We start from the raw sequence: 22,793 nt of genomic DNA, 5'->3' as shown, positions 1-22,793 counted from the left end.
GTGGGTGGGCGGTGCCGCGGCGGGGCGGCGCGGGGGGTCAGTCGCCGGTGTTCTCCAGGGTGCGCAGGACCAGGCCGGTGGCCGGCTTGGGGCCGAAGGACGTGGACTTCCGCGGCATCGTCACGCCCCGCTCGGCGAGCTGACGGACCGTCTCCTCGGAGGTGGCGCGCATCAGGACCGCGGTGCCGCCGTGCCGGGCGGCCTGTTCGACCGCGGCCCCGGTGTGATGGAGATAGCCGATGTCCGAGGGGTGGTCGGGGATGTGCCAGACCTCGTCCAGCAGGACGGAGTGCAGCACCGTGGCGTCCAGCTGCCGCCAGGCCTCGGGCCGGTCCCGGCGGATCGTACGGTCCAGCAGCGCGGGGTCGGGGCGGTCCAGGAGGTGGAAGGAGTCCGGGCCGCCGGCGAGGACGAAGGCGGTGCCGGGCGTCTCCTCCAGCACCTCCAGGGCGGCGGACAGCTCGCCCGGCAGCGCACGGGCGCGGAACGAACCGGCCAGATCCGCCAGCGCCTTGGCGGGCGGCAGATGCGGCAGCACCCGGTGGATCGCGCGGACCTGGAGCGGATAGCGGGCGGTGTCGACCAGCAGCACCAGGCCGGAGGCCCAGGGGGAGGCGTCGCCGGCGCCGGACTGCTGCTCGTGGAGGCGCTGGTAGGTCGCCCAGCGGTGGTGGCCGTCGGCGATCAGGGCCTGCCGGCAGGAGAGGTCGTCGTCGACGGCGGTGAGGTCGGCCGGGTCGGTGACCGCCCACAGGCGGTGCGCGAAGCCGTCCTCGGTGACGGTCGCGAGCAGCGGCTCCTCGCCCACCACGCGCTCGATGACCGCGGCGGCGCCGGTCGCGGTGCCCTCGCCGCGGTAGGACAGCAGCAGCGGCTCGAAGTTGGCGGCCGCCGCGCGCATCAGCGCGGCCCGGTCCTCGACCACCTCCGGGATGACCCCCTCGTGCGGCAGCACCGGGCCGTCCAGCCGCAGCGCCCCGATCAGGCCGCGCTGCAGCACCTCGCCGGCGCGCTGCTCGTAGACGTACAGCGCGGGCTCGGCGTCCTGCCGCAGCACGCCCTCCGCACGCCAGCGGCGCAGGGTGTCGGCGGCCTGGCGGTGGCGGTCGGTGGGGTCGGCGGCGTGCGGGAGGATCAGCCGGACGATGTTGTACGGGTCGGCGGTCTCCAGGTGGCGCACGCCGTCCGGCCGGACCACCACGTCATAGGGCGGGGAGGTCACGGCGGTCAGGCTGCTGACGCGGTCCCGGTCGTAACGCAGTCCGCGGAACGGGAGGAGGCGGAGGCCGTCGGTACGGGTCATTGAAGAATGCTATGCCGCCCGGCCGATGAGGGAAGATCGGGGGACAGCCGGTACCTGGCCGGAAATGCCGGTAGGTGCCAAGCGGAGGGCCGCGCACCGGTCCCGGGCGGCGAGTGCGCCCCCGGCGGGGCGGCAAATCCCTTCGCGGACGTGCGGAAGCGAGGAGCGAGACGGCATGAACGAGCAGGTTCGCAGGCAGCCCGACGGGTGCCGGCACGCGCTGAACGAGGCGTATGACACCGCGCTGCTGGATCTGGACGGTGTCGTCTACGCCGGCGGACAGGCCATCGCGCACGCGGTCGCGTCGCTGACCACCGCGCGGGACGGCGGGATGCACCTCGCCTATGTGACCAATAATGCCGCCCGGACCCCGCAGGCCGTGGCCGGCCAGCTGTCCGTTTTCGGGCTGCCGACCGGTGCCGAGGATGTGATCACCTCGGCGCAGGCGGTGGCCCGGCTGATCTCCGAGCAGGTCCCGGCGGGCGCGCGGGTGCTGGCGATCGGCGGCGAGGGGCTGCTGGTGGCGCTGCGCGAGCGCGGCCTGGAACCGGTCACCTCCGCGGACGACGATCCGGCGGCGGTGGTGCAGGGCTTCGATCCCGCGCTGGACTGGACGCGGCTGGCGGAGGCGGCGTACGCGGTGCAGCGCGGGGTGCCGTGGTTCGCGTCCAACACGGATCTCACCATTCCCAAGGAACGCGGGATCGCCCCGGGCAACGGCGCGTTGGTCGAGGCGGTGCGGATCGCGGCGGGCGGATCGCCGCAGGTGGCGGGCAAGCCGCAGCCGCCGATGCACCGCGAGACGGTGCTGCGGACCGGCGCGCGGCGGCCGCTGGTGATCGGCGACCGGCTCGACACGGACATCGAGGGCGCCACCAACGGCGGGGTGGACTCGCTGCTGGTGCTCACCGGCGTCACCACCCCGGCCGCGCTGCTGGCCGCCCCGCCGCCGCACCGTCCCGCCTATGTGGACGCCGATCTGCGCGGACTGCTCACCCCGCAGCCCGCGGTGACCGCGGACGGGGACGGGTTCCGGTGCGGCGGCTGGCGGGCCGGGGCGTCCGGGGACACCCTCGCGGTGACGGGTGAGGGCGAGCCGCTGGACGGGCTGCGGGCGCTGTGCGCGGCGGCCTGGACGGCTGCGGGGGACGGCAGTTGCGCGGCGGACGCGGGCAAGGCGCTGGCCCGGATCGGGATGTGAGGGGCGGGGCCCCGGCGGTGCGGTGCGCGGTGCGCCCCGGCCGTCGCGGGCCCCTCGGCCGCGGCGTCGTGCGGCGGCCGGCGGCTCAGTCGCCCTGGCGCGCGGCCGCCGCGGCCGTCAGCTCCGCGAGCAGGTCCTCCTCGGTGGCGCCGCGCCGCCAGTAGCCGGTGAACGTGACCGCCCGGCGGTCGATGCCGCGCTCGCGGACCAGGTGGCGGCGCACGGCCTTGACGGTCCCGGCCTCGCCGGCGACCCAGGCGTAGGGGGTGCCCCCGGGCAGGTCGGCGGCGCGCAGTGCGTCGAGCACCGGGCCACCCGGTGCGGCGGTGGCCCCGTCGCGGACCAGCCAGCTGACGTCGGTGTCGGCGAAGGACGGCAGCTCCTGCCGGTCGTCCTCGTGCGCGATCTCGATCCACACCTTGGCGCGGGTTCCGGGGGAGAGCCAGGACAGGATGCCGGCGATCGCGGGCAGCGCCGTGGTGTCACCGGTGAGCAGGATCCAGTCGGTGCCCGTCGGCGGCCGGAAGTCGACCCCGCCGTTGTCCTCGACGGCCGGGGCGAGCACGGTCAGCCGGTCGCCGGGCCGGGCCCGGGCGGCCCAGCGGGAGGCCGGTCCGCCCGCGGTGGTGGGGGCACCTCCCTGCTCGAACGGAGTGGAGAGCTTGGGGGAGGCCGCCGGCTCCGCGCCGTGCAGGGCGAAGTCGACGTCGAACTCCGCCGGGTCGTGGCGCTGTTCGCGGATCGTGTACGAGCGCATCACCGGGCGCTCGGCCGGGTCCTGGGCCCGCCAGGTGGTGTACCAGCCGTCGCCGGTGTCGTGGAAGACCGGGCGGTCCTGGTGGGGTTGCGGGAGGAAGAGCTTGAAACGCTGGTCACGACCGCCGGACGCGAGTTCGTCCAGCCGGTCGCCGCCGAAGGTGACCCGCACCATGGACGGCCCCAGCCGCCGGGTGCGGAGGACCTGGACCTCGAAGAAGCGGAACGGCGTGGTGGCGGGGGCGGCGGTCGTGGTCATGCGGGGAACCTCCCGGGACGGACTGCGGTGGTGCGGGGGCGGTGGTGCGGTGCTTCTTCGGGGCGGGTGTCGCGGCCGGGGCAGGGGCCGGGCCGGCGGCCGGAGTTGTCGTGGCCCGGCCGCCGGGGTGCCCCGGCCGTGCGTCAGTTGACCTTCCGGGCGCCCTCGATCGCCTTGGCCAGCGACTCGATGAGCGGGGCGGCGCCCGCGTAGGAGAAGCGCGGCTCGCTCGACCACGGGGTGATCTGGTGGGCCTTGACGGCGGGCAGCTTGGACCAGGAGGGCTTGGCGGCCAGGTCCTTGGGCTGGAGGGTGGCGGTCCGGTTGTCCAGCAGCAGGACATCGGCCCGGTACTTGTCCGCGTTCTCCCAGCTCAGGCTCTCAAAATAGCCGCCCTTGTCCAGGTGGTCGGGGACGACCAGGTCGACGCCGAGGGACTTGTAGTACATGAGGTCGGCGTTGATGCCCGGGTTGGAGGCGTAGAAGAGGTCCGGGCTGCCGGAGCAGGCGAGCACCTTGACCGGGTGCGCCTTGGCGGCCTTGCGCAGCGACGCGGAGGCCTTCTCGAAGCGGGCCTTGGCGTCGGTGACCTTCTTGGCCCGCAGGTCGGCGCCGAGCGACTCGGCCAGCTCGGCGTAACGCTCGATGATCTTGTTCAGCGGGGTGCGGGACGAGGTCAGGGCCACCGTCTTGGCCAGCGAGGTGATCTTGTCCTTGCTCTCGTCCGGCACGAACCACAGCGCGTTCGGCTCGTACATGTTGGTGACCAGCAGCTCGGGGAGCAGGGACGCGTACTTCTCGACGTTGAACTGGTTGTAGGCGTTGCCCAGGATGGTGACCTTGTGGATGTCCAGGTCGCCGGCCTGCGGGTCGGGCTTGCCGTTCTTCAGCTTGGTGGGGCCGAAGACGCCGACGATCTGGTCATCGATCCCGAAGTCGTGCAGCGCGGCCGCGGTGCCGGTGAAGGCGACGATGCGGCGCGGTCTGCCGGCGAGGGACACCTTCTTCCTGCGGTCGTCGGTGAAGCTCCAGGAGCCCTTCCCGTCGGCGCCGTTGGTGCCTCCCGCGCCCTTGCCCCCGCCACAGGCGGCCAGCAGGGCGCCGATGCCGACGGCGCCGCCCGCGGCCAGGATGCCGCGACGGGACAAAGAGGTGCTTCGGGAGGAACTCATGGTGGCTGCGCTTCTCTCTGGGAGGGCCTGCACGGAGAATGTGAGGGTAGGCTAACCTAACTGTCGTGTTGGTTGACAGTCCCCCCGAAGCACCGGCCGCCCCGGCCCCGGTGCCACCACGGCGACGGCAGGCCCTGCGCTTCGCGGGGCTGGTCGCCTCGGTGGCCGTCCTGGCCGTCGTCACCGTCCTCGGCATCGCGGTCGGCGCGAAACAGATCCCCCTCGACCAGGTGTGGCACGGGGTGTTCCACTACTCCGGCTCCGACACCGACGTGGTCATCCGCGACGTGCGCTACCCCCGCACCCTGCTCGGCCTGCTGGTCGGCGCCGCCCTCGGCCTGGCCGGCACGGTCATGCAGGCGCTGACCCGCAACCCCCTGGCGGACCCCGGAGTCCTCGGCATCAACGCCGGCGCCTCGGCCGCGGTCGTCACCGCCATCAGCTTCTTCGGCGTCACCTCGCTGGCCGGCTATGTGTGGTGGGCGTTCGCCGGCGCCGCGGTGGTCTCCGTCGCGGTGTACGTCCTCGGCGGCACCCGCAGCGCCACGCCCGTCCGGCTCGCCCTCGCCGGCACCGCGCTGAGCGCCGTCCTCATCGGCTACATCAACGCGGTCAACCTGCTGGACACCGCGGCGCTGGACAAGATGCGCTTTTGGACGGTGGGTTCGCTGGCCGCGGCCACGATGCCGACGGTCACCCGGATCGCGCCGTTCCTGGCGGTCGGCGCCCTCCTCGCGCTGCTGCTCGCCCGGCCGCTGAACGCCCTCGCGCTCGGCGACGACCAGGCGCGGGCGCTGGGCACCCGGCTGACCCGCACCCGGGTGCTGGCGATGCTCACCGTCACCCTGCTGTGCGGCGGGGCGACCGCCGCCTGCGGCCCGATCGTCTACGTGGGCCTGATGGTTCCGCACGCCGTCCGGGCACTCACCGGCCCCGACCTGCGCTGGATCCTGCCGTACTCCGCGGTGCTCGCACCGGTGCTGCTGGTCGGCGCGGATGTGCTCGGCCGGGTGGTGGCCCGGCCCGGCGAACTCCAGGTCGGCATCGTCACGGCCCTCGTCGGCGGGCCGGTCTTCATCTTTCTCGTACGGCGTCGGAGGTTGGCCCAGCTGTGAGCGCGACCGTGAAATCCGGGCAGACCACCGGGCGGACCACCGGGCAGGACAACACTGCGCGGGAGACCGCATCGCTGCGGAAGAAGGGGGCCACGGCGGGAGCGGCCCGGCGGACCCGGACGGTGCGCACCGCGGGCGGGCTCTCGCTGCGCCTGGACCCGCGCGCCCTGTGGACCGGGGTGCTGCTGCTGGCCCTCGCGCTGGCCGCCGGCGTCGCGCTGATCGGCTCCGGCGACTACCCGATGACGCCGTCCGAGGTGCTCGCCACCCTGACCGGCGGCGGCGACGCCGGCCAGCGGTTCATCGTGCAGGACCTGCGGCTGCCGAGGGTGCTGGTGGGGCTGCTGGTCGGCGCCGCGTTCGGGATATCCGGGGCGGTCTTCCAGACCGTCTCGCGCAATCCGCTGGGCAGTCCGGACGTCCTCGGCCTCACCCAGGGCTCGTCCGTCGGCGCACTGGCCGTCATCGTCTACGGCCAGGACGGCGGCTTCGCGGTCGCCGCCGGCGCGGCCGCCGGCGGCCTGGTCACCGGCCTCGCCATCTTCCTGCTGGCCTGGCAGCGCGGCATCCACGGCTACCGCTTCGTGCTGGTCGGCATCGGCGTCAGCGCGATGCTCTACGCGGTGGTGCTCTTCCTCATGACCAAGGCCAACATCGTCGAGGCGACCCGGGCCACCACCTGGATGACCGGCACCCTCAACGGCCGTGACTGGGACCAGGTCTGGCCGGTGGCCGCCGTCTGCGCCTTCCTCGTGCCGCTGCTGCTGGGCCGCGGACGCGGGCTGCGCATGCTGGAGATGGGCGATGACGCGGCCTGCGCGCTGGGCGTGCGGGTCGACCGGGTCCGCATCGTCGCGCTGGCCGCGGCGGTCCTGCTCGTCGCCGTGGCCACCGCCGCCGCCGGGCCGATCTCCTTCGTGGCGCTCAGCGCACCCCAGCTGGCCCGCCGGCTCACCAGGTCGCCCGGCCCCAACCTGCTGCCCTCCGCCCTGATGGGAGCCGCGCTGCTGGTCGCCGCCGACTGGTCCTCGCAGCAGCTCTTCGGCGCGGACCAGCTGCCCGTGGGGGTGCTCACCGGCCTCCTCGGCGGCGGCTACCTGTTGTGGCTGCTGGTCACGGAGCGCAGGGCGGGACGGATATGAGCGGCGCGGCGGACCGGCCCCGCCGCCGGACGGCCCGGGCGACGGCGCGGCCCGTCCCCGAGCACAGCAGTGACACCACAACCCCCAGGAGTGCAGACGTGAGCCGCCTCACGGCCGAGCAGGTCACCCTCGCCTACGACCAGCGGGTCATCGCCGAGAACCTCTCGGTCGCCGTCCCCGACCGCTCGTTCACGGTCATCGTCGGCCCGAACGCCTGTGGCAAGTCCACGCTGCTGCGCGCGCTGTCGCGGATGCTGAAGCCGGCCGCCGGAGCGGTGCTGCTGGACGGCTCCGCGGTCTCCTCGCAGCCGGCCAAGAAGGTCGCCAGGACGCTCGGGCTGCTCCCGCAGTCCTCGATCGCCCCGGACGGCATCACCGTGGCCGACCTGGTCGCCCGCGGCCGCTACCCCCACCAGGGGCTGCTGCGGCAGTGGTCGGAGCGGGACGAGCGGATCGTCGGGGAGTCGATGGCGGCCACCGGCGTGGACGCGCTGGCCGAGCGCTGCGTCGACGAGCTGTCCGGCGGGCAGCGCCAGCGGGTGTGGATCGCGATGGCCCTCGCCCAGCAGACACCGCTGTTCCTGCTGGACGAGCCGACGACCTATCTGGACATCCAGCACCAGATCGAGGTGCTGGACCTGTGCGCGGAACTCCACGAGGAGCAGGGGCGCACCCTGGTCGCGGTGCTGCACGACCTCAACCACGCCGCCCGGTACGCGACCCACCTCATCGCCATGAAGGACGGTGCCGTCGTCGCGGAGGGCGCGCCGGGCGAGATCGTCACGGCGGAGCTGGTGGAGCGGGTCTTCGGGCTCGCCTGTCAGGTCATCGAGGACCCGGAGACCGGCACCCCGCTGGTCGTCCCCGCCGCCCGCCGGCGCCGCGGCCGGTCCGCGGCCGCGCCGGCACCGGGCGGGGCGGCGGTCACAGCAGCGTCCTGAGCCGCAGCAGGTCGCGCAGGCCGGCCTCCAGCTTGACGCGGCCGCTGCTCCAGGCCCGGGCGAAGTTCAGCTCCCCGTCCACCAGGGCCACCAGATCGTCGCCGGTCATGGTCAGGCGGATGTCGGCCTTGTGCGGGGGCGGGCCGGGGACGCCGGTGACGTCCCGGATGGTGCCGTCGGCCAGTCGTCCGACGAAGGTCACATCGAGGTCGGTGATGCGGCAGCTGAGCGAACGGTGGACCGCGGTGGCGCCGCGGACCCTGCCGTCGGCCGAGGACATGTTCTGGGCCAGCCGGTCGAGAGCGGCGCGGCACTGGTCGAGGGTTGCCATCGGTAGCGACGATACGCCAGGTCGGGGACGGCTCGTTCGTCCCCGGCGGCCTTCGTCGAGGTAGCGTCGGGGCATGGAACAGCCGATGTCCGGCCCGGAGCCGGAGGCACCCGCGGACGCCGGGGCCAGGGGGCCGACAGAGCCCGTGGAGCCCCGGGCCGGGGGAGCGGGGAACGCACCGCAGGACCCGGGGCCGGGCACGGACGCCGGGCCGGACTCTCCCGCCGGGCCGCGGCCCCTCGGGGTGGGCGTGACCCCCACCGGCCAGGCCGCGGTCGACGCCCGGCTGCGGCGGCTGGCCGATGCCGACCACCTCCCCGCCGAGGGACATCTCCCGGTGTACGAGGATGTGCACCGTGGGCTGCGTGACGTGCTGGCCGCCCTCGACCAGCACCCCGGGCCGCCCGCACCGTCCGCGGGTTCCCCGACGCACGGTACGACGCACGACAACAGGAGCTGAACCACAGGTGGCAGGAGTGGCACGACGCCGACTCGACGCGGAGCTGGTGCGCCGCAAGCTGGCCCGTTCGCGCGAGCACGCCAGCCAGCTGATCGCCGCGGGCCGGGTGACGGTGGGCGGGGCGACGGCGACGAAACCGGCCACCCAGGTCGAGACCGCCGCGGCCGTGGTCGTCCGCGCCGACGAGAGCGATCCGGAGTACGTCTCGCGCGGCGGGCACAAGCTCGCCGGCGCCCTCGCCGCCTTCGTCCCGCGCGGGCTGCGGATCGAGGGCCGCCGGGCGCTGGACGCCGGCGCCTCGACCGGCGGCTTCACCGATGTCCTGCTGCGGGCCGGCGCCGGCCATGTGGTCGCCGTCGACGTCGGGTACGGGCAGCTCGCCTGGTCGCTGCAGAGCGACGAGCGGGTCACCGTCAAGGACCGCACCAACGTACGGGAACTGACCCTCGACCAGATCGACGCGCAGCCCGTCGATCTGGTCGTCGGCGATCTCTCGTTCATCCCGCTGGGACTCGTCCTGCCCGCGCTGGCCGCCTGCGCGGCGCCCGACGCGGACCTGGTGCTGATGGTCAAGCCGCAGTTCGAGGTCGGCAAGGAGCGGTTGGGCAGCGGCGGGGTGGTGCGCAGCGCGCAGCTGCGCGCCGAGGCGGTGTGTGCCGTCGCCGAGCGGGCGGCCGCCCTCGGATTTGGCGTACTTGGCGTAACTGCGAGCCCGCTGCCGGGTCCGTCGGGGAATGTCGAGTACTTTCTGTGGCTGCGCGCCGGGGCGCCTGCACTCGACCCGGCGGACGTCGACCGTGCAGTGGCGGAGGGGCCTCGTTGACCACTACCCAGGCAGTTGAAGGCAGCGCAGCACACGAGAACAGCGGTGCCGGGCGGACGGTGTTCCTGCTCGCGCACACGGGCCGCCCGGCGGCCATCCGCAGCGCCGAACTCGTCGTCCAGGGCCTGTTGCGCTGCGGCATCGGGGTGCGGGTCCTGGCGGAGGAGGCCGCGGACCTGCCGCTGCCGCCGTCGGTCGAGCGTGTCGACTCCGAGCAGTGCACGGCCGAGGGCTGTGAACTGCTGGTGGTGCTGGGCGGGGACGGCACGCTGCTGCGCGGCGCCGACTTCGCCCGGTCGTCCGGGGTCCCGATGCTCGGCGTCAACCTCGGCCGCGTCGGCTTCCTCGCCGAGGCCGAGCGGGACGACCTCGACAAGGTCGTCGACCGGGTCGTCACCCGCGCCTACGAGGTCGAGGAGCGGATGACGCTGGACGTCCTCGTCCGCAACAACGGCAATGTGGTGCACACCGACTGGGCCCTGAACGAGGCGTCGGTGGAGAAGGCGGCGCGCGAGCGGATGCTGGAGGTGGTGACCGAGGTCGACGGCCGGCCCGTCTCACGCTTCGGCGGCGACGGCGTGGTCTGCGCGACCCCCACCGGCTCCACCGCCTACGCCTTCTCGGCCGGCGGCCCGGTGGTCTGGCCCGAGGTCGAGGCCCTGCTGATGGTCCCGATCAGCGCGCACGCCCTGTTCGCCAAGCCGTTGGTGACCTCGCCGCGTTCGGTCCTGGCCGTCGAGGTCCAGCCGAAGACCCCGCACGGCGTCCTGTGGTGCGACGGCCGCCGCAGCGTCGAACTCCCCGCCGGCGCCCGCGTCGAGGTCCGCCGCGGCGCCGTCCCCGTACGCCTGGCCCGGCTGCACCACGCCTCCTTCACCGACCGCCTGGTCGCCAAGTTCGCGCTCCCGGTGGCGGGCTGGCGCGGCGCACCGCAGTAGGGGCCGCTCCGACGGACGGGGCGGCGGGGGACGGGCGGGGCGGCGCCCGGCCGTACCGTGCCCGTCGCCGGGCCGGTGGCGGCGCGTGCCGGGGCCCGCGCACCGTCGTATGCACCGATCCGCCGGACATGGGCATCTCGTCCGGTGCGGACGGTGAGCGGTGTGACGGCCGGGCCCAGGCCCGGCCGCCACGGCGTCCGCCCCTGGTGCGGGGCGGTTTTCCGCGGGGCGGGGGACAGGAGTGAGGGGAGGCCGTCGCGGGGCGGCCCCGGGACCTCGTAAGGTCGTATCCGTGTTGGAGGAGATGCGGATCCGGTCCCTGGGTGTCATTGATGACGCCGTTGTCGAGCTGTCCCCCGGCTTCACGGCGGTGACCGGCGAGACGGGCGCCGGCAAGACCATGGTCGTCACCAGCCTCGGCCTGCTGCTCGGCGGGCGCGCCGACCCCGCCCTGGTGCGGATCGGCGCCAAGTCGGCCGTCGTGGAGGGCAGGATCAGCGTCGCCTCCCATGCCCCGGCCGCGGTACGTGCCGAGGAGGCCGGCGCCGAGCTGGACGACGGGGCGCTGCTGATCAGCCGCACCCTCTCCGCGGAGGGCCGCTCGCGCGCCCACGTCGGCGGCCGTTCGGTGCCGGTCGGCCTGCTGGCGGAGCTCGCCGACGACCTGGTCGCCGTGCACGGCCAGACCGACCAGCAGGGCCTGCTGCGGCCCGCCCGGCAGCGCCAGGCCCTGGACCGCTACGCCGGGGACGCGGTCGCCGTCCCGCTCGCCAAGTACACCGCGGCCCACCGCCGGCTGCGTGCCGTCGCCACCGAGCTGGACGAGCTGACGACGCGGGCCCGGGAACGTTCCCAGGAAGCCGATCTGCTGCGCTTCGGCCTCGACGAGATCGCGGCGGCCGAACCCCTGCCCGGTGAGGACACCGAACTCGCCGCCGAGGCCGAGCGGCTCGGTCACGCCGAGGCGCTGGCCTCCGCCGCGACCGTCGCGCACGCCGCGCTGGCCGGCAACCCCGAGGACCCCGAGGGCGTCGACGCCACCACCCTGGTCGCCGGCGCCCACCGCGCCCTGGAGGCCGTCCGCAGCCACGACCAGGATCTCGCCACGCTCGCCGAGCGGCTCGGCGAGATCGGCATCCTGATGGCGGACGTGGCCGGCGAACTCGCAAGTTACGCGGACGGCCTGGACGCCGACCCGCTGCGGCTGGCCGCCGTCGAGGAGCGCCGCGCCGCCCTGGGCCACCTCACCCGCAAGTACGGCCAGGACATCACCGCGGTGCTCGCCTGGTCCCAGGACGGCGCCGCCCGGCTCGCGGAGCTGGACGGCGACGACGACCGGATCGGCGAGCTGACCGCCGAGCGGGACGCGCTGCGCACCGAACTGGGCGAGCTGGCCCAGACGCTGACCGACGCCCGCACCGCCTCGGCCGCCCGCTTCGCCGACGCGGTCACCGCGGAACTCGCCGAACTCGCCATGCCGCACGCCCGGGTCACCGTCGAGATCCGCCAGAGCGAGGTCGCCGGGGACGACGCCGACGGCATCGAGGTCGGCGGCCGCACCGTGGCCTACGGACCGGCCGGGGCCGACGAGGTCGAACTCCTGCTGGCACCGCACCCGGGAGCGCCGCCCCGGCCGATCGCCAAGGGGGCCTCCGGCGGTGAGCTCTCCCGGGTGATGCTCGCCGTCGAGGTGGTCTTCGCCGGGTCCGACCCGGTACCGACCTATTTGTTCGACGAGGTCGACGCGGGGGTCGGCGGCAAGGCGGCGGTCGAGGTCGGCAGGCGGCTGGCCCGGCTCGCGAAGAAGGCGCAGGTCGTGGTGGTCACGCACCTCCCGCAGGTCGCGGCGTTCGCGGACCGCCAGCTGCTGGTGGCCAAGACGAACGACGGCTCGGTCACCAGGAGCGGGGTCACCGTCCTGGAGGGCGAGGAGCGGGTCCGGGAACTCTCCCGGATGCTGGCCGGCCAGGAGGACTCCGAGACGGCCCGCGCGCACGCCGAGGAGCTTTTGGAAACGGCGCGCACGGGAAGCTAGGGCGTGTCCGCGGACCGGGTCCGCGGACCGGGCCCCGGCCCCGCGCCCTCCGTATGTGAGCAGAGTCTCTTCCGCGCGTCCGCCGCCGGCCGGCGGCGGACGCGCGGGCTGTGCCACCGGTCCGCCCCGTCGCGCGCAGGCCGTCCGGCGGGGCGTCAGGGGCGGCCGGGGCGGTCGTGCCGGGCCTCGCGCGCGCCGCGGGCCACCGCTTGTGCCGGGGTGACAACCCCCTGCGTACGGCCCCGACGGGCATGATCCGCGGTGCGTGCCCCGGAGGGGCCATGAGTAAACTCGCCCACCATGTGTGAGGCCAGATGGTATACAAAACGGCACAAAATAGGCGATGACCGTTCATGCGCCGATGCTTCCGCCCGTCGCGTCCGGGCGCCGCGGAACCCCCGCGATGCCGTCGTCCGTGACCGGTTGGCCCCTGCTGTCCGAAGAGGTACTCCTGCGATGCCTGCTTCCGGGGTCCCGGGGGCGCTGTGAGGCGCCGCGCGAACCGCGCCCGGCACCGGCAGTCCCGCGACCCGCGCGGCCACTGGCTGCTGCTGCTCCTGGTGCTGCCGGTGATGTTCGGCGCCCTGCTCTTCGAGGGCTGGACCACTCATGAGGTCGACGCCGCGAAAACGCGCAAGGACTGCGCCGGCCCCGTGCCCCGGTCCGTCGACAAGGGCGGCCCGGTGCTGCGGTTCCACGACGGGCGGACGGAGTCGTCCGGGGTGCCGGCCCGTACGGTGGCGCTCACCTATGACGGCGGACCCGACCCCGTGTGGACGCCGCGGCTGCTGAAACTGCTGCGCGCGCACCACGCCCACGCCACGTTCTTCCTCCGCGGCTCCCAGGCGGCCCAGTACCCCGACCTGGTGCGGCGGATCCGGGCGGAGGGCCATGAGATCGGCTCCAACAGCTACACCGGGGGCGCCATGGGCGCCTCCTCGCCGCTGCGCGCCTCGCTGGAGCTCTCGCTCACCCAGAAGGCGCTGGCGGGCAGCGCGGGCATCCACACCAAGCTGCTGCGGCTGCCGCAGACCACCGCGGTGGACACCCTGTGCGGCCCCGAGTGGCAGGCCGCGAAGAAGGCCGGTGCGCAGGGCTACACGCTGGTCGCCGCCGACCGGTGGTACCGCAATCCGTCGCAGGGCGTGATCCGCCAGTTCAGCCAGAACGACCTCGCGTACCTGGGCAGCAAGGAGCTGCTCGACAACCCGCGCGTCAAGAAGTTCACGACCGTGACGGACGGCGTCCGCCAGCCCCCGCCCGAAGAACCGGTCAGCGGCCCGGCGCGCTGGTCGGGCACGGCCCTGATCTGGGCGAAGGCCCTGGGCCACGCCTTCGTCAGCGGGATGGCCTGGGTGCTCGCCATCGCGGGCGGGCTGGGGCTGCTGCGGCTGGCGATGCTGGTGTTCCTCGCCCGCGCCCATGTCCGGCGGCTGACCCGCTTCCGCCCCGGATCACCCCGGCTGCGGGAGATCACCCAACCGGTGACGGTTCTGGTCCCCGCCTACAACGAAGAGGCGGGCATCGAGTCCACCGTCCACTCGCTGCTCGCCTCCACCCACCACCGGCTGCAGGTCATCGTGATCGACGACGGATCGACGGACCGGACGGCGGACCTCGCCGCCCGGATCGACGACCCGCGGGTGAGCGTGATCCGGCAGTCCAACGCGGGCAAGGCGGCCGCCCTCAACACCGGTCTGGCGCACGCCCGGCACGACATCGTGGTCATGGTCGACGCCGATACCGTCTTCGAGCCGGACGCCATCCACTGCCTCGTCCAGCCGCTCGCCCACCCGGCCGTCGGCGCGGTCAGCGGCAACACCAAGGTGGGCAACCGGCGCCGGCTGCTGGGCAGATGGCAGCACCTGGAGTACGTCTTCGGGTTCAACCTCGACCGCCGGATGTTCGAGGTGCTGGAGTGCATGCCGACCGTCCCCGGCGCGATCGGTGCCTTCCGCCGGGACGCGCTGCTGGGCATCGGCGGGGTCAGCGAGGACACCCTCGCCGAGGACACCGACCTGACGATGGCCCTGTGGCAGGCCGGCTGGCGGGTGGTCTACGAGGAGTCCGCCGTCGCCTGGACCGAGGTGCCCACCTCGCTGCGCCAGCTGTGGCGGCAGCGCTACCGCTGGTGCTACGGCACGATCCAGGCCGTGTGGAAGCACCGCGGGGCCGTCCTCCAGATGGGGCCGGCCGGGCGCTTCGGCCGCCGCGGGCTGAGCTACCTCGCCCTGTTCCAGATCGCCCTGCCGCTGTTCGCGCCGATCGTCGACATCTTCGCGCTGTACGGGCTGCTCTTCCTCGGCCCCTGGCAGTCGGCCGGCGTCTGGTGCGGCTTCCTGCTCGTCCAACTGGTCTGCGCCGGATACGCGCTGCGACTGGACGGCGAGAAGATGCGGGTGCTGTGGGCGATGCCGTTCCAACTGCTGGTCTACCGGCAGCTGATGTACCTCGTGGTCATCCAGTCCGTGGTGGCGCTGCTGCTCGGCTCCCGTCTGAAGTGGCAGCGGATGCACCGCTCGGGAACGGCCGCGCAGACGATCGGGGAGCCGGTGGCGTACGAGAGCCTGTCGTCGCGGTGAACGGGCCGGCCGGGGGTGGGTTCCGTCACACGGGGCCCGCCCCCGGCCCCGGGCGGGCGCCGTCGCACGCCCCCCGACCCCCGCGCATCCCGCCCTTCGCACGGCGATCCCGCCCGTATCCTTCGCCCGACCGCACGAAATATCCGCTTTCCTCCCCCGAAGGTGCGTCCTCCGGTGCGCAATTACCGGCCATTTGGTGAAGGGCTCGTGGGCATGCAGACTGTCCGCCCATGAATGACTGGTTGAACGGGTCCCCCGACATCAACCGTTACGGCGGCGAAGCGGAGCCGGCGCACGCCGTCACGGGGCAGCCGGGGCCGCACGCCCCCTACCCGCCGCAACCGGTCCCCGCCAGACCGCTGCCCGCGGACCACGGCGGCGATCCGTACGGCGCGTACGGCACATACGGCGCGCAGGACACCCATGGCGCGTACGGCACCCACGACGTGCGGGACACGTACGGCGCGCAGGCCGGGTACGGCCCGGACGTCCCGTACGGCGCGCAGGGCGTGCACGTCCCGGGCGTCCCCTACGACCACGACCGGGCCGCCGCCCCGTACGACACCGGCGTCCCGGCCCGGAACGGCGCCGCTCCCGGAGGCCCGGCCTTCCCGGGCGGCGGGGACGGCGGACCCGGCTCCTACGGCGGACCCCCCGCCCCCGGCGGTCCGGTCGGCCCCCTGCGCCGGCGCCCCACCCGTCGTCCTCCCACCCGCCCCACCCGCCGCCGACGGATCCTGCGCCTCGCGGGCCTCCTGGTCGTCGTCTCCCTGCTCACCTCCGTCGGCACCTACACCTGGGCCGACACCAAGCTGGAGCGCGAGGTCGACCTCGGCAAGCTCGCCGGCGGGCCGGCGGCCGGCAAGGGCGCCAACTACCTGATCGTGGGCTCCGACAGCCGCCAGGGCCTGTCCGGCAAGGACCTGAAGCATCTGCACACGGGCGGTTCGGCGGACGCGGGCCGCCGCACCGACTCGATGATCCTGCTGCACACCGGCGCCCACGGCACCACGATGATGAGCCTGCCGCGCGACTCCTGGGTGACCATCCCGCCGTACACCCGCCCCGAGACCGGCAAGCACTACGCCGCGTCGAAGGACAAGCTCAACGCGGCGTTCGCGCACGGCGGCCCCGAGCTGCTCGTGCGGACCATCGAGCACAACACGGGCCTGCACATCGGGCATTACACCGAGATCGGCTTCGCGGGCTTCGTCGGGATAGTGGACGCGGTCGGCGGGGTGCCGATGTGCCTGAAAAAGGCCGTCAGGGACAAGAAGTCCGGCGAGAACCTCAGCAAGGGCTGCCACACGCTCGACGGCCGCGACGCCCTCGCGTTCGTCCGCCAGCGCCACCAGGAGGCCCAGGGCGACCTCGGCCGTGGCCAGAACCAGCAGAAGTTCCTGGCCGCGCTGTCCCACAAGACGGCCACGCCCGGCACCCTGCTCGACCCGTCCAAGGTCTACCCCACGATGAACGCGGGCCTCGACACGCTCATCGTCGACAAGAGCATGAGCCTGTGGAACCTCACCTCGCTCTTCAAGGCGATGAAGAGCGTCTCGGCCGGCGACGGCACCCGCCTCCACGTCCCCGTCTCCAGCCTCAACCTCCGGACGCCCAAGGGCAGCGCCGTGAAGTGGGACGCGCGGCGGGCGCCGAAGCTCTTCGGGGAGCTGCGCGACGACCGGCCGGTGACGGCCAGGGCCGAGGGCTAGCCACCCCGCCCGCCCGGGGCGGCCGTCTCCGCCCGGCGCACGCGCCCCCCGTGGTGGCCGCGGGCGCACTCCGGCGAGCGGCTGCACCCGGCGGGGCGTCCACACGCGCGGGCGGTTTGTCGCCCATGTGGGTGATCTGGTGGGTGCTGGGGTGAGACTTCCCACCGGAACGGCGGGCCGACGGTGCCGAATTGATGTCGCCGGACTGGCATCCTGGGCGCGGTGCGCGAACCCGGGCGGAATCGCCGCCGCCGGCCCGTCCCGCGGGCGGGCGGAATGGTGCGGCTCGCGCGCCGCGGCACCCCCAGCCACCGGACCGGCCGTCCCACGGTCCGCCCGTCCCGACCCAGGAGCCCCGATCACGTGACCAGCACCCCGACCTCGGCGCACGGGCTGTCACCGCTGCGCACGGTCCAGGTGCTGGGGTACGGCAGCGCCGGCAGCGCCGCGCACGTCCGCTCGCTGGCCGAGGGGTTGGTCGCCCGCGGGGTGCGGGTGACCGTCTGCGCCACCCCGGAGGCCGAGGAGGCCTACGACTTCGCGGGCACCGGCGCCCGCTTCGTGCACGTCCCGCCGCGGATGGACCCGGCGAGCGTGGCCTCGCTGCGCAGCGCCTGCTGGGATGCCGACCTCGTCCACGCGCACGGCCTGCGGGCCGGGATGCGCGCCTCGATGGCGCTGCGCGGACTGCGCGGCCCCCGGGGCGGCGGGCGGGTCCCGCTGGTCATCACCTGGCACACCAAGGCACACACGGAGGGCGCGCGCGCCGGGCTGGTGCACCTGATGGAGCGTCGGGTGGCGCGGGCCGCCGCCGTCGTCCTGGGGGCCTGTTCCGACCTGGTGGACCGGGCCCGCGAGCGGGGTGCGCGCGATGCCCGGCTGGCACCGGTCGCCATTCCGGGGCCCCGGGCCGGCGGTGTCCCGGCCGAGCCCGAGGAGCAGGACCGGATGCGCGACAAGGAGCGGGCCGAGCTGGGCGCGGTGGGCCGTCCGCTGCTGCTCGCGGTCGGCCGGCTGGACCCGAGCCAGGGCCATGACCTGCTGCTGGACGCGGCGCACGCCTGGTGCGCGCTCGATCCGCAGCCGCTGGTGGCCATCGCGGGGGAGGGCGCGCAGCGGGCCGCGCTCCAGCGCCGGATCGACCAGGAGCGGCTGCCCGTCCAGCTGCTCGGCCGCCGCGATGACGTGCCCGAACTCCTCGCCGCCGCGGACCTGGTGGTGCTGCCCAGCAGATGGGAGGCGCGCTCGCTGATCGCCCAGGAGGCGCTGCGCGCCGGGGTGCCGCTGGTCGCCACCGACACCGGCGGCACCCGCGAACTGGTCGGCCGCGCCGCGGAGCTGGTCCCCTACGGGGACGCCGCCGCCCTGGCCCGCAGCGTGCGCGCCCTGCTCTCCGACCCCGTACGGCGGACCGCGCTCGCCGAGGCGGGCCGGACCCAGGCGGCCGGCTGGCCCAGCGAGAACGACACCGTCACCCAGGTCCTGAGCGTCTACGACGAACTGGCCCAGCCGATCGCACAGGGGTAGCCCGGCCCGGTCGCCGTGGTGCCGCAGTTCCTGCCCGAGGGCACTCGATGCTCGGCGACACGCTGCTGCTGGGCGCCGCCGACGCGCTGATCGCCGCGGGCCGGCTGCTGCTGGTGGTAGTCTGCGCGGGCCGCTGCTCGCCCGGCTGCGGCGCCCCCGGGTCCAGCGCGCCGTGGAGCGCGCCACCGGCGCGGTGCTGATCGCGCTCGGCACGGGGACGGCGGCCGGGACGGTCACCGGCCGACGCGCGCCCCCGACCGCCGAGCGCCTAGTCCGTGTGGCGTCTGGCGCGCAGGGCCAGCCGCAGGCCCAGCACCGTCTGCGGATCGTCCAGGTCCGTGCCGAGCAGCTGGGCGATGCGGGCCAGCCGGTCGTACAGCGTCTGCCGGTTCACGTTCAGATCGCGGGCGGTCTCCGCCTTGCGGCCCGCGCTGGCCAGATAGGCCTCCAGCGTCGGCAGCAGCGGCTGGCGGGCACCGCGGTCGTGCGCGAGCAGCGGCCCGATGGCGCGCTCCACGAAGTCGGTCAGCACGCCCTGCTCGCCGTGTTCGCGCATCCGCCACAGCAGCAGCTCGATGTCCAGCCGGCGCGCGTCGTACCAGGGCGCCTCGGGCAGTCCCTGGGCCGCGGCCGCCGCCTGGGCCGCGTGGAGCAGACCGGGGCCCGCGGCCGCCCAGTCGCCCGGTGTGCCGACGACGACCACCGGGCGGTGCGCGGCCGGGCGGTCCAGACCGGCGCGGACGACGCCGGCGTGCAGGGCCTCGGCGATCCGGTCGGCGAGCGCCGCACGGTCCTGGCCGGCGCGCAGCGCGGCGAGCACCGGGACCCGGCTCTCCACGGGGCGCACGCCGAGCAGCACCGGCACCCCGGGGGCGGCGAGTTCCTCGCGCAGGGCCTGGGCGAGCAGCGCCCAGCTGCCGGGGGTGGGCAGGCCCGCGGGCAGCCGCATCACCACCGGCAGGACCGGGTCCGAACCAGGACGGAAGCCCAGCAGCCGGGCCTGGGCGGGCGCCTCGGCCGCGGTGATCCGGCCCTCCGCCAGATCGGCGAGGAAGTCGCCGCGGCCCCGGGCGGCGAGCACCTCCTCCTGGCGGGACTGGAGCATGACGACGGCGAGGAGATCGGCGGCGCGCTCGGCGGCGATGCGGTGCACCGGCGCCAGCGGTGTGTTGACGGGCAGCAGGACGAGCCGGGCCCGGACCGCGTCGGGGCCGTGGCCGCCGCCGGGGACATCGATGCGGGTGCCGGTGTCGCGCAGCCCCTCCCAGGCCAGCAGCGGATCGGCGTCCGCGGGGCCGTCGCCCCCTTCCGGCCCTTCCGGCCCGGCCGCGTACAGCGGGCTGCCGTCGGGGGCCTCCAGGCAGAGCGGGTTTCCGGTGAAGCCGGCCAGCAGCCGCAGCACCTCCGGGGCGCCGCCGCCGCGCAGCAGCACGTCGGTGCAGCGCCGCAGGACCTCGTCGGCGCGCCGCAGCATCGCGTAGTGGCTGTTGACGATCTCGGTGTGGATCGCCTCGGTGACCGTGACGTAGGCGACCTCGCGGTGCAGCTGGATCAGCGGCAGCCCGCAGTCCCGGGCGGCCTCGACCAGGGCGGTGGGCAGCGAGGCGAAGCGGGAGCCCAGCTCCACGACGAGCGCGGCGATCTCGCGGTCCGCGAGCTTGCGGATGAACGCGCGCTGCTCGGAGGGCCGGGCGCCCAGCCCCAGGCCGGTGGTCAGCAGCAGCTCGCCGCCCTTGAGCAGCGAGGCGATGTGCGGCACCTCGCCCGCGTGCACCCAGCGCACCGCACGGTCCAGCCGGTCGCCGCCGGCCAGTACCTCCGGCAGGCCGCGGCGCAGCGCGGGCAGTTCGAGCGCCCTGCGCACCGTGATCTCGGTCTCCATTTTCGCTTCCGGCCCCATGGCCAGGAACGGTACCCGCAGTCCGCATTCCGGAGCGGGGTGGTCCGGTGTCCCGGGGGCGCGTGCCCCGGTGGCGCGGCCGCACCGCCCCTCACGTCGACTCCCGCACCACCAGCCGCGCCTCGGTGACGATCGGCGCCGGCGCCGCGTCCGGCCCGTCCGCCGCACCGGCCTTCTCCCGGTCCAGCAGCCGCAGCAGCAGCTGTGCCATCAGCCGTCCCATCTCCTCCACGTCCTGCCGCACCGTCGTCAGCGGCGGATCCGCCCAGGCCGCGGGCTCCAGATCGTCGAAGCCCACCACCGCCACGTCGTCCGGCACCCGCCGCCCGTGCGCCCGCAGCGTGCGCAGCGCCCCGTTCGCCATGAGGTCGGAGCAGGCGAAGACGGCGTCCAGATCCGGCGCGGCCGCCAGCAGCGCGGCCATCGCCCGCTCGCCGCCGCGCGCGGTGAACCCGCCGTCCGCGATCAGCCGCGGATCCGGCTCGGTGGCGCCCAGCGCGTCGCGGTAGCCGTCGAGCCGGTCCACCGCCGAGGCCTGGTCGAGCGGCCCGGTGATCACCGCGATCCGGCGCCGGCCGCGGCCGAGGAGATGGCGGACGGCCCGGCGGGCGCCGCCGCGGTTGTCGGTGTCGACGTACAGCGGCGGCGGGGTGCGGCCGGCGCCCGCCCAGTCCGGCCGGCCGCCGTAGACGGTGGGCAGGCCGGCGCGCTCGGCGAGGGCGGGCAGGGGGTCGTCGCGGTGCAGGGAGAACATCAGCGCCCCGTCGACGTGCCCCGCCGACAGCCAGCGGCCGATGCGGTCGTGGTCGGCGGGGCCCTCGACGAACATCAGCAGGAGCTGGGTGTCGGCGCCGGCCAGCGCCCGGCTGATGCCGCGCAGCTGGCGCCCGAAGAACGGGTCGCTGAACACCCGGCTCTCCGGCTCGGCGATGACCACGGCGACCGCTCCGGTGCGGCGGGTGACCAGGCAGCGGGCCGCGCTGTTCGGGACGTACCCCAGCTCGGCCACGGCCCGGTGGACCCGTTCCCGGACCACGGGCCGCACGCCCGCGGCGCCGTTGATCGCGCGCGACGCGGTGGCGCGGGAGACCCCGGCGAGCGCCGCGACCGCCTCCAGCGTGGGCCGGGGTCCGTTCGGCTGAGACCTCATCCAACTCCTTTTATCACGCGGCCACTTGACGTGCGGCCGCCGGGTCGGCAGGGTTCACCGCGAAGACGGTGAGAGCGCTCTCACCCGCCGTTCGCACCCCGCGTCCCCGCCCCGGCCGGGAACGTGCCGTGCGGAACCCACACCGCACCCGCTCCACGGAACTCCTCACCACCCCCCACCGCACCGAGGAGAATGTCATGAGCACGCAAATCCGCCCAGGAGTGGTCTCGTGATCACCCGCCGCCGCCTGCTCGGCGGACTCACCGCCGGCGCCGCCACCGGCTTCGGCCTCGCCCGCTCCGGCCCCGCCTTCGCGGCCCGCGCCGGCCGCTCCGCCCTGTCCGCCGACGGCCTCCCGCTGCACCTCGTGAACAACACCGGGGCCTTCGCCAACTCCTCGGTCCGCGTCTACATCGTCGGCAACGACGGCACCCAGCAGGTGCACGTCACCCCGGACGGCGCGCTGCGCCCCGTCGACCTGGCCGACAACGGGCCGGACGGCTTCACCGACTACGCCATCCCGCTCGCCGCGAGCGGCACCACCACCCTTTGGCTCCCGCCGATGTCCGGCCGGATCTACACCGCGCTGGGCGGACCGCTGAAACTCAAGGCGGTCCGGGACGGCGACGGCAGGCCCGCGCTCGCCTATCCGGCGGGCTGGGTGGCCGGCGACCCCAACTACGGAGTGCTGCACGACTGCGCCGAGTTCACGTTCCACGCCGGCGGAATGTACTGCAACACCACCATGGTCGACATGTTCAGCGTGCCGCTCGCGCTCACGCTCACCGGCGCCCGCCGGCAGACCACCGGCACGCTCAAGGACGGCGGCCGCGCCGCGGCCTTCGCCGCGCTCCGGCAGGCCGAGGGCTTCGCCCGCCTGGTGATCGACGACCGGCGGATCATCGCCCCCGGACACGGCCTGGACGCCGGCCTGTTCGACCGGGACCGTCTCGCCCCGGCCGTCGACGAGGCCTGGGCCGCCTACGAGAACAAGGACCTGACCGTCACCACCGGCGCGGGCACCTTCACCGGCCGCACCCGCGGCACCACCCTGACCTTCACCGGCCCCCGCACGGTCTCCTTCGGCAAGCCGTCCACCCGCGACGTCCTCTTCTGCGACGGCACCCTGGCCGCCCCCAACGACGGGGTGCTCGGCCCCGTCGCCGCCGTCCTGGGCGCCGCCCTCAACCGCTCCACCCTCGCCGGACACGCGAGCCAGCCCACCACCGACCCGGCCGCCTTCTACCAGCTGCCGCTGACCAACCACTACGCCAGGGCGATGCACGCCGCGACCCGCGACGGCAAGGCGTACGGCTTCGCCTTCGACGACGTCGCCGGCTTCGCCTCCTATATCGAGGACGCCGCCCCCACGGAACTCACCCTCACCCTGACCCCCTTCTGACCCGGAGGTCTCCGACACGGAGAAGGGGTGCCGCCCGGAAACCG

Annotated in this window: 19 protein-coding genes; 13 read left to right on the top strand and 6 right to left on the bottom strand. The window is 74.8% G+C overall.

From position 1 onward, the window contains the following. Window positions 1–37: 37 nt before the first annotated feature. Window positions 38–1,303: a DUF1015 family protein gene (locus tag ACQP17_RS08405; RefSeq protein ID WP_433855704.1), complete on the bottom strand. Its 1,266-nt coding sequence runs from the start codon at window positions 1,301–1,303 to the stop codon at window positions 38–40. 175 nt (window positions 1,304–1,478) lie between these two features. Between ACQP17_RS08405 and ACQP17_RS08400 the strand changes: the two genes are divergently transcribed. Beyond that, window positions 1,479–2,504 (top strand): HAD-IIA family hydrolase, encoded by a 1,026-nt coding sequence (locus ACQP17_RS08400; protein ID WP_433855703.1) that lies wholly within the window; start codon window positions 1,479–1,481, stop codon window positions 2,502–2,504. A gap of 85 nt (window positions 2,505–2,589) precedes the next feature. Here ACQP17_RS08400 and ACQP17_RS08395 read toward each other — a convergent pair whose 3' ends face one another. Together ACQP17_RS08395 and ACQP17_RS08390 are read right to left on the bottom strand one after the other, a co-directional pair. Next, the gene (locus tag ACQP17_RS08395) at window positions 2,590–3,519 is read right to left on the bottom strand and encodes a siderophore-interacting protein (RefSeq protein WP_433855702.1); all 930 of its coding nucleotides are present in this window, start codon (window positions 3,517–3,519) and stop codon (window positions 2,590–2,592) included. Between the two features lie 143 nt (window positions 3,520–3,662). Beyond that, a complete protein-coding gene (locus ACQP17_RS08390) occupies window positions 3,663–4,691 on the bottom strand; it encodes an ABC transporter substrate-binding protein (RefSeq protein ID WP_433855701.1) in 1,029 nt (342 codons plus the stop codon). A 65-nt stretch (window positions 4,692–4,756) separates the two neighbouring features. Between ACQP17_RS08390 and ACQP17_RS08385 the strand changes: the two genes are divergently transcribed. From ACQP17_RS08385 to ACQP17_RS08375, 3 genes are all read left to right on the top strand, one after another. Then, window positions 4,757–5,806: a FecCD family ABC transporter permease gene (locus ACQP17_RS08385; protein ID WP_433855700.1), complete on the top strand. Its 1,050-nt coding sequence runs from the start codon at window positions 4,757–4,759 to the stop codon at window positions 5,804–5,806. Next, a complete protein-coding gene (locus tag ACQP17_RS08380; protein WP_433855699.1) occupies window positions 5,803–6,948 on the top strand; it encodes a FecCD family ABC transporter permease in 1,146 nt (381 codons plus the stop codon). Before ACQP17_RS08385 ends, ACQP17_RS08380 begins: the two co-directional genes overlap by 4 nt. A gap of 98 nt (window positions 6,949–7,046) precedes the next feature. Further along, window positions 7,047–7,889, top strand: a complete 843-nt coding sequence (locus ACQP17_RS08375; protein ID WP_433855698.1) for an ABC transporter ATP-binding protein — start codon at window positions 7,047–7,049, stop codon at window positions 7,887–7,889. On the opposite strand, the gene ACQP17_RS08370 is transcribed toward ACQP17_RS08375, so the two are convergent. Next, complete coding sequence (locus tag ACQP17_RS08370) at window positions 7,873–8,220, bottom strand: SCP2 sterol-binding domain-containing protein (RefSeq protein WP_433855697.1); 348 nt, start codon at window positions 8,218–8,220, stop codon at window positions 7,873–7,875. The genes ACQP17_RS08375 and ACQP17_RS08370 overlap by 17 nt on opposite strands. Before the next feature lie 73 nt (window positions 8,221–8,293). Here ACQP17_RS08370 and ACQP17_RS08365 point away from each other — a divergent pair, with 73 nt between their 5' ends. The 8 genes from ACQP17_RS08365 to ACQP17_RS08330 all read left to right on the top strand — a co-directional run bounded on the left by ACQP17_RS08365 (window position 8,294) and on the right by ACQP17_RS08330 (window position 18,497). Beyond that, window positions 8,294–8,680 carry a hypothetical protein gene (locus ACQP17_RS08365; protein ID WP_433855696.1) on the top strand — a complete coding sequence of 129 codons (387 nt, stop codon included), beginning with the start codon at window positions 8,294–8,296 and terminating at the stop codon, window positions 8,678–8,680. 7 nt (window positions 8,681–8,687) lie between these two features. Continuing rightward, window positions 8,688–9,503 (top strand): TlyA family RNA methyltransferase, encoded by an 816-nt coding sequence (locus ACQP17_RS08360; RefSeq protein ID WP_433855695.1) that lies wholly within the window; start codon window positions 8,688–8,690, stop codon window positions 9,501–9,503. Next, window positions 9,500–10,441 (top strand): NAD kinase, encoded by a 942-nt coding sequence (locus ACQP17_RS08355; protein ID WP_433855694.1) that lies wholly within the window; start codon window positions 9,500–9,502, stop codon window positions 10,439–10,441. Before ACQP17_RS08360 ends, ACQP17_RS08355 begins: the two co-directional genes overlap by 4 nt. Before the next feature lie 304 nt (window positions 10,442–10,745). Next, window positions 10,746–12,476, top strand: a complete 1,731-nt coding sequence (gene recN / locus ACQP17_RS08350) for a DNA repair protein RecN (protein WP_364880696.1) — start codon at window positions 10,746–10,748, stop codon at window positions 12,474–12,476. Between the two features lie 485 nt (window positions 12,477–12,961). Then, window positions 12,962–15,058: a bifunctional polysaccharide deacetylase/glycosyltransferase family 2 protein gene (locus ACQP17_RS08345; protein WP_433855693.1), complete on the top strand. Its 2,097-nt coding sequence runs from the start codon at window positions 12,962–12,964 to the stop codon at window positions 15,056–15,058. 230 nt (window positions 15,059–15,288) lie between these two features. Further along, window positions 15,289–16,770, top strand: a complete 1,482-nt coding sequence (locus ACQP17_RS08340) for an LCP family protein (RefSeq protein ID WP_433855692.1) — start codon at window positions 15,289–15,291, stop codon at window positions 16,768–16,770. A 363-nt stretch (window positions 16,771–17,133) separates the two neighbouring features. Then, window positions 17,134–18,297, top strand: a complete 1,164-nt coding sequence (locus tag ACQP17_RS08335) for a glycosyltransferase family 4 protein (protein WP_433855691.1) — start codon at window positions 17,134–17,136, stop codon at window positions 18,295–18,297. A gap of 47 nt (window positions 18,298–18,344) precedes the next feature. After that, window positions 18,345–18,497 (top strand): hypothetical protein, encoded by a 153-nt coding sequence (locus ACQP17_RS08330; RefSeq protein ID WP_433855690.1) that lies wholly within the window; start codon window positions 18,345–18,347, stop codon window positions 18,495–18,497. A 68-nt stretch (window positions 18,498–18,565) separates the two neighbouring features. Here the strand turns inward: ACQP17_RS08330 and ACQP17_RS08325 are convergent, their stop codons facing one another. Further along, window positions 18,566–20,179, bottom strand: a complete 1,614-nt coding sequence (locus ACQP17_RS08325; protein ID WP_433855689.1) for a PucR family transcriptional regulator — start codon at window positions 20,177–20,179, stop codon at window positions 18,566–18,568. 109 nt (window positions 20,180–20,288) lie between these two features. After that, window positions 20,289–21,347 carry a LacI family DNA-binding transcriptional regulator gene (locus tag ACQP17_RS08320; RefSeq protein ID WP_433855688.1) on the bottom strand — a complete coding sequence of 353 codons (1,059 nt, stop codon included), beginning with the start codon at window positions 21,345–21,347 and terminating at the stop codon, window positions 20,289–20,291. Window positions 21,348–21,576: 229 nt separating this feature from the next. On the opposite strand from ACQP17_RS08320, the gene ACQP17_RS08315 reads away from it, so the two are divergent. Next, window positions 21,577–22,749 carry a beta-1,3-glucanase family protein gene (locus ACQP17_RS08315; RefSeq protein ID WP_433855687.1) on the top strand — a complete coding sequence of 391 codons (1,173 nt, stop codon included), beginning with the start codon at window positions 21,577–21,579 and terminating at the stop codon, window positions 22,747–22,749. Window positions 22,750–22,793: the final 44 nt, after the last annotated feature.

Origin of the sequence: Streptomyces kronopolitis, from assembly GCF_050953795.1 — a bacterium.
Lineage (GTDB): Bacteria > Actinomycetota > Actinomycetes > Streptomycetales > Streptomycetaceae > Streptomyces > Streptomyces kronopolitis_A.
Note: the sequence above shows the minus strand (reverse complement) of the source record. Positions and strands in the feature narration are given on the sequence as shown.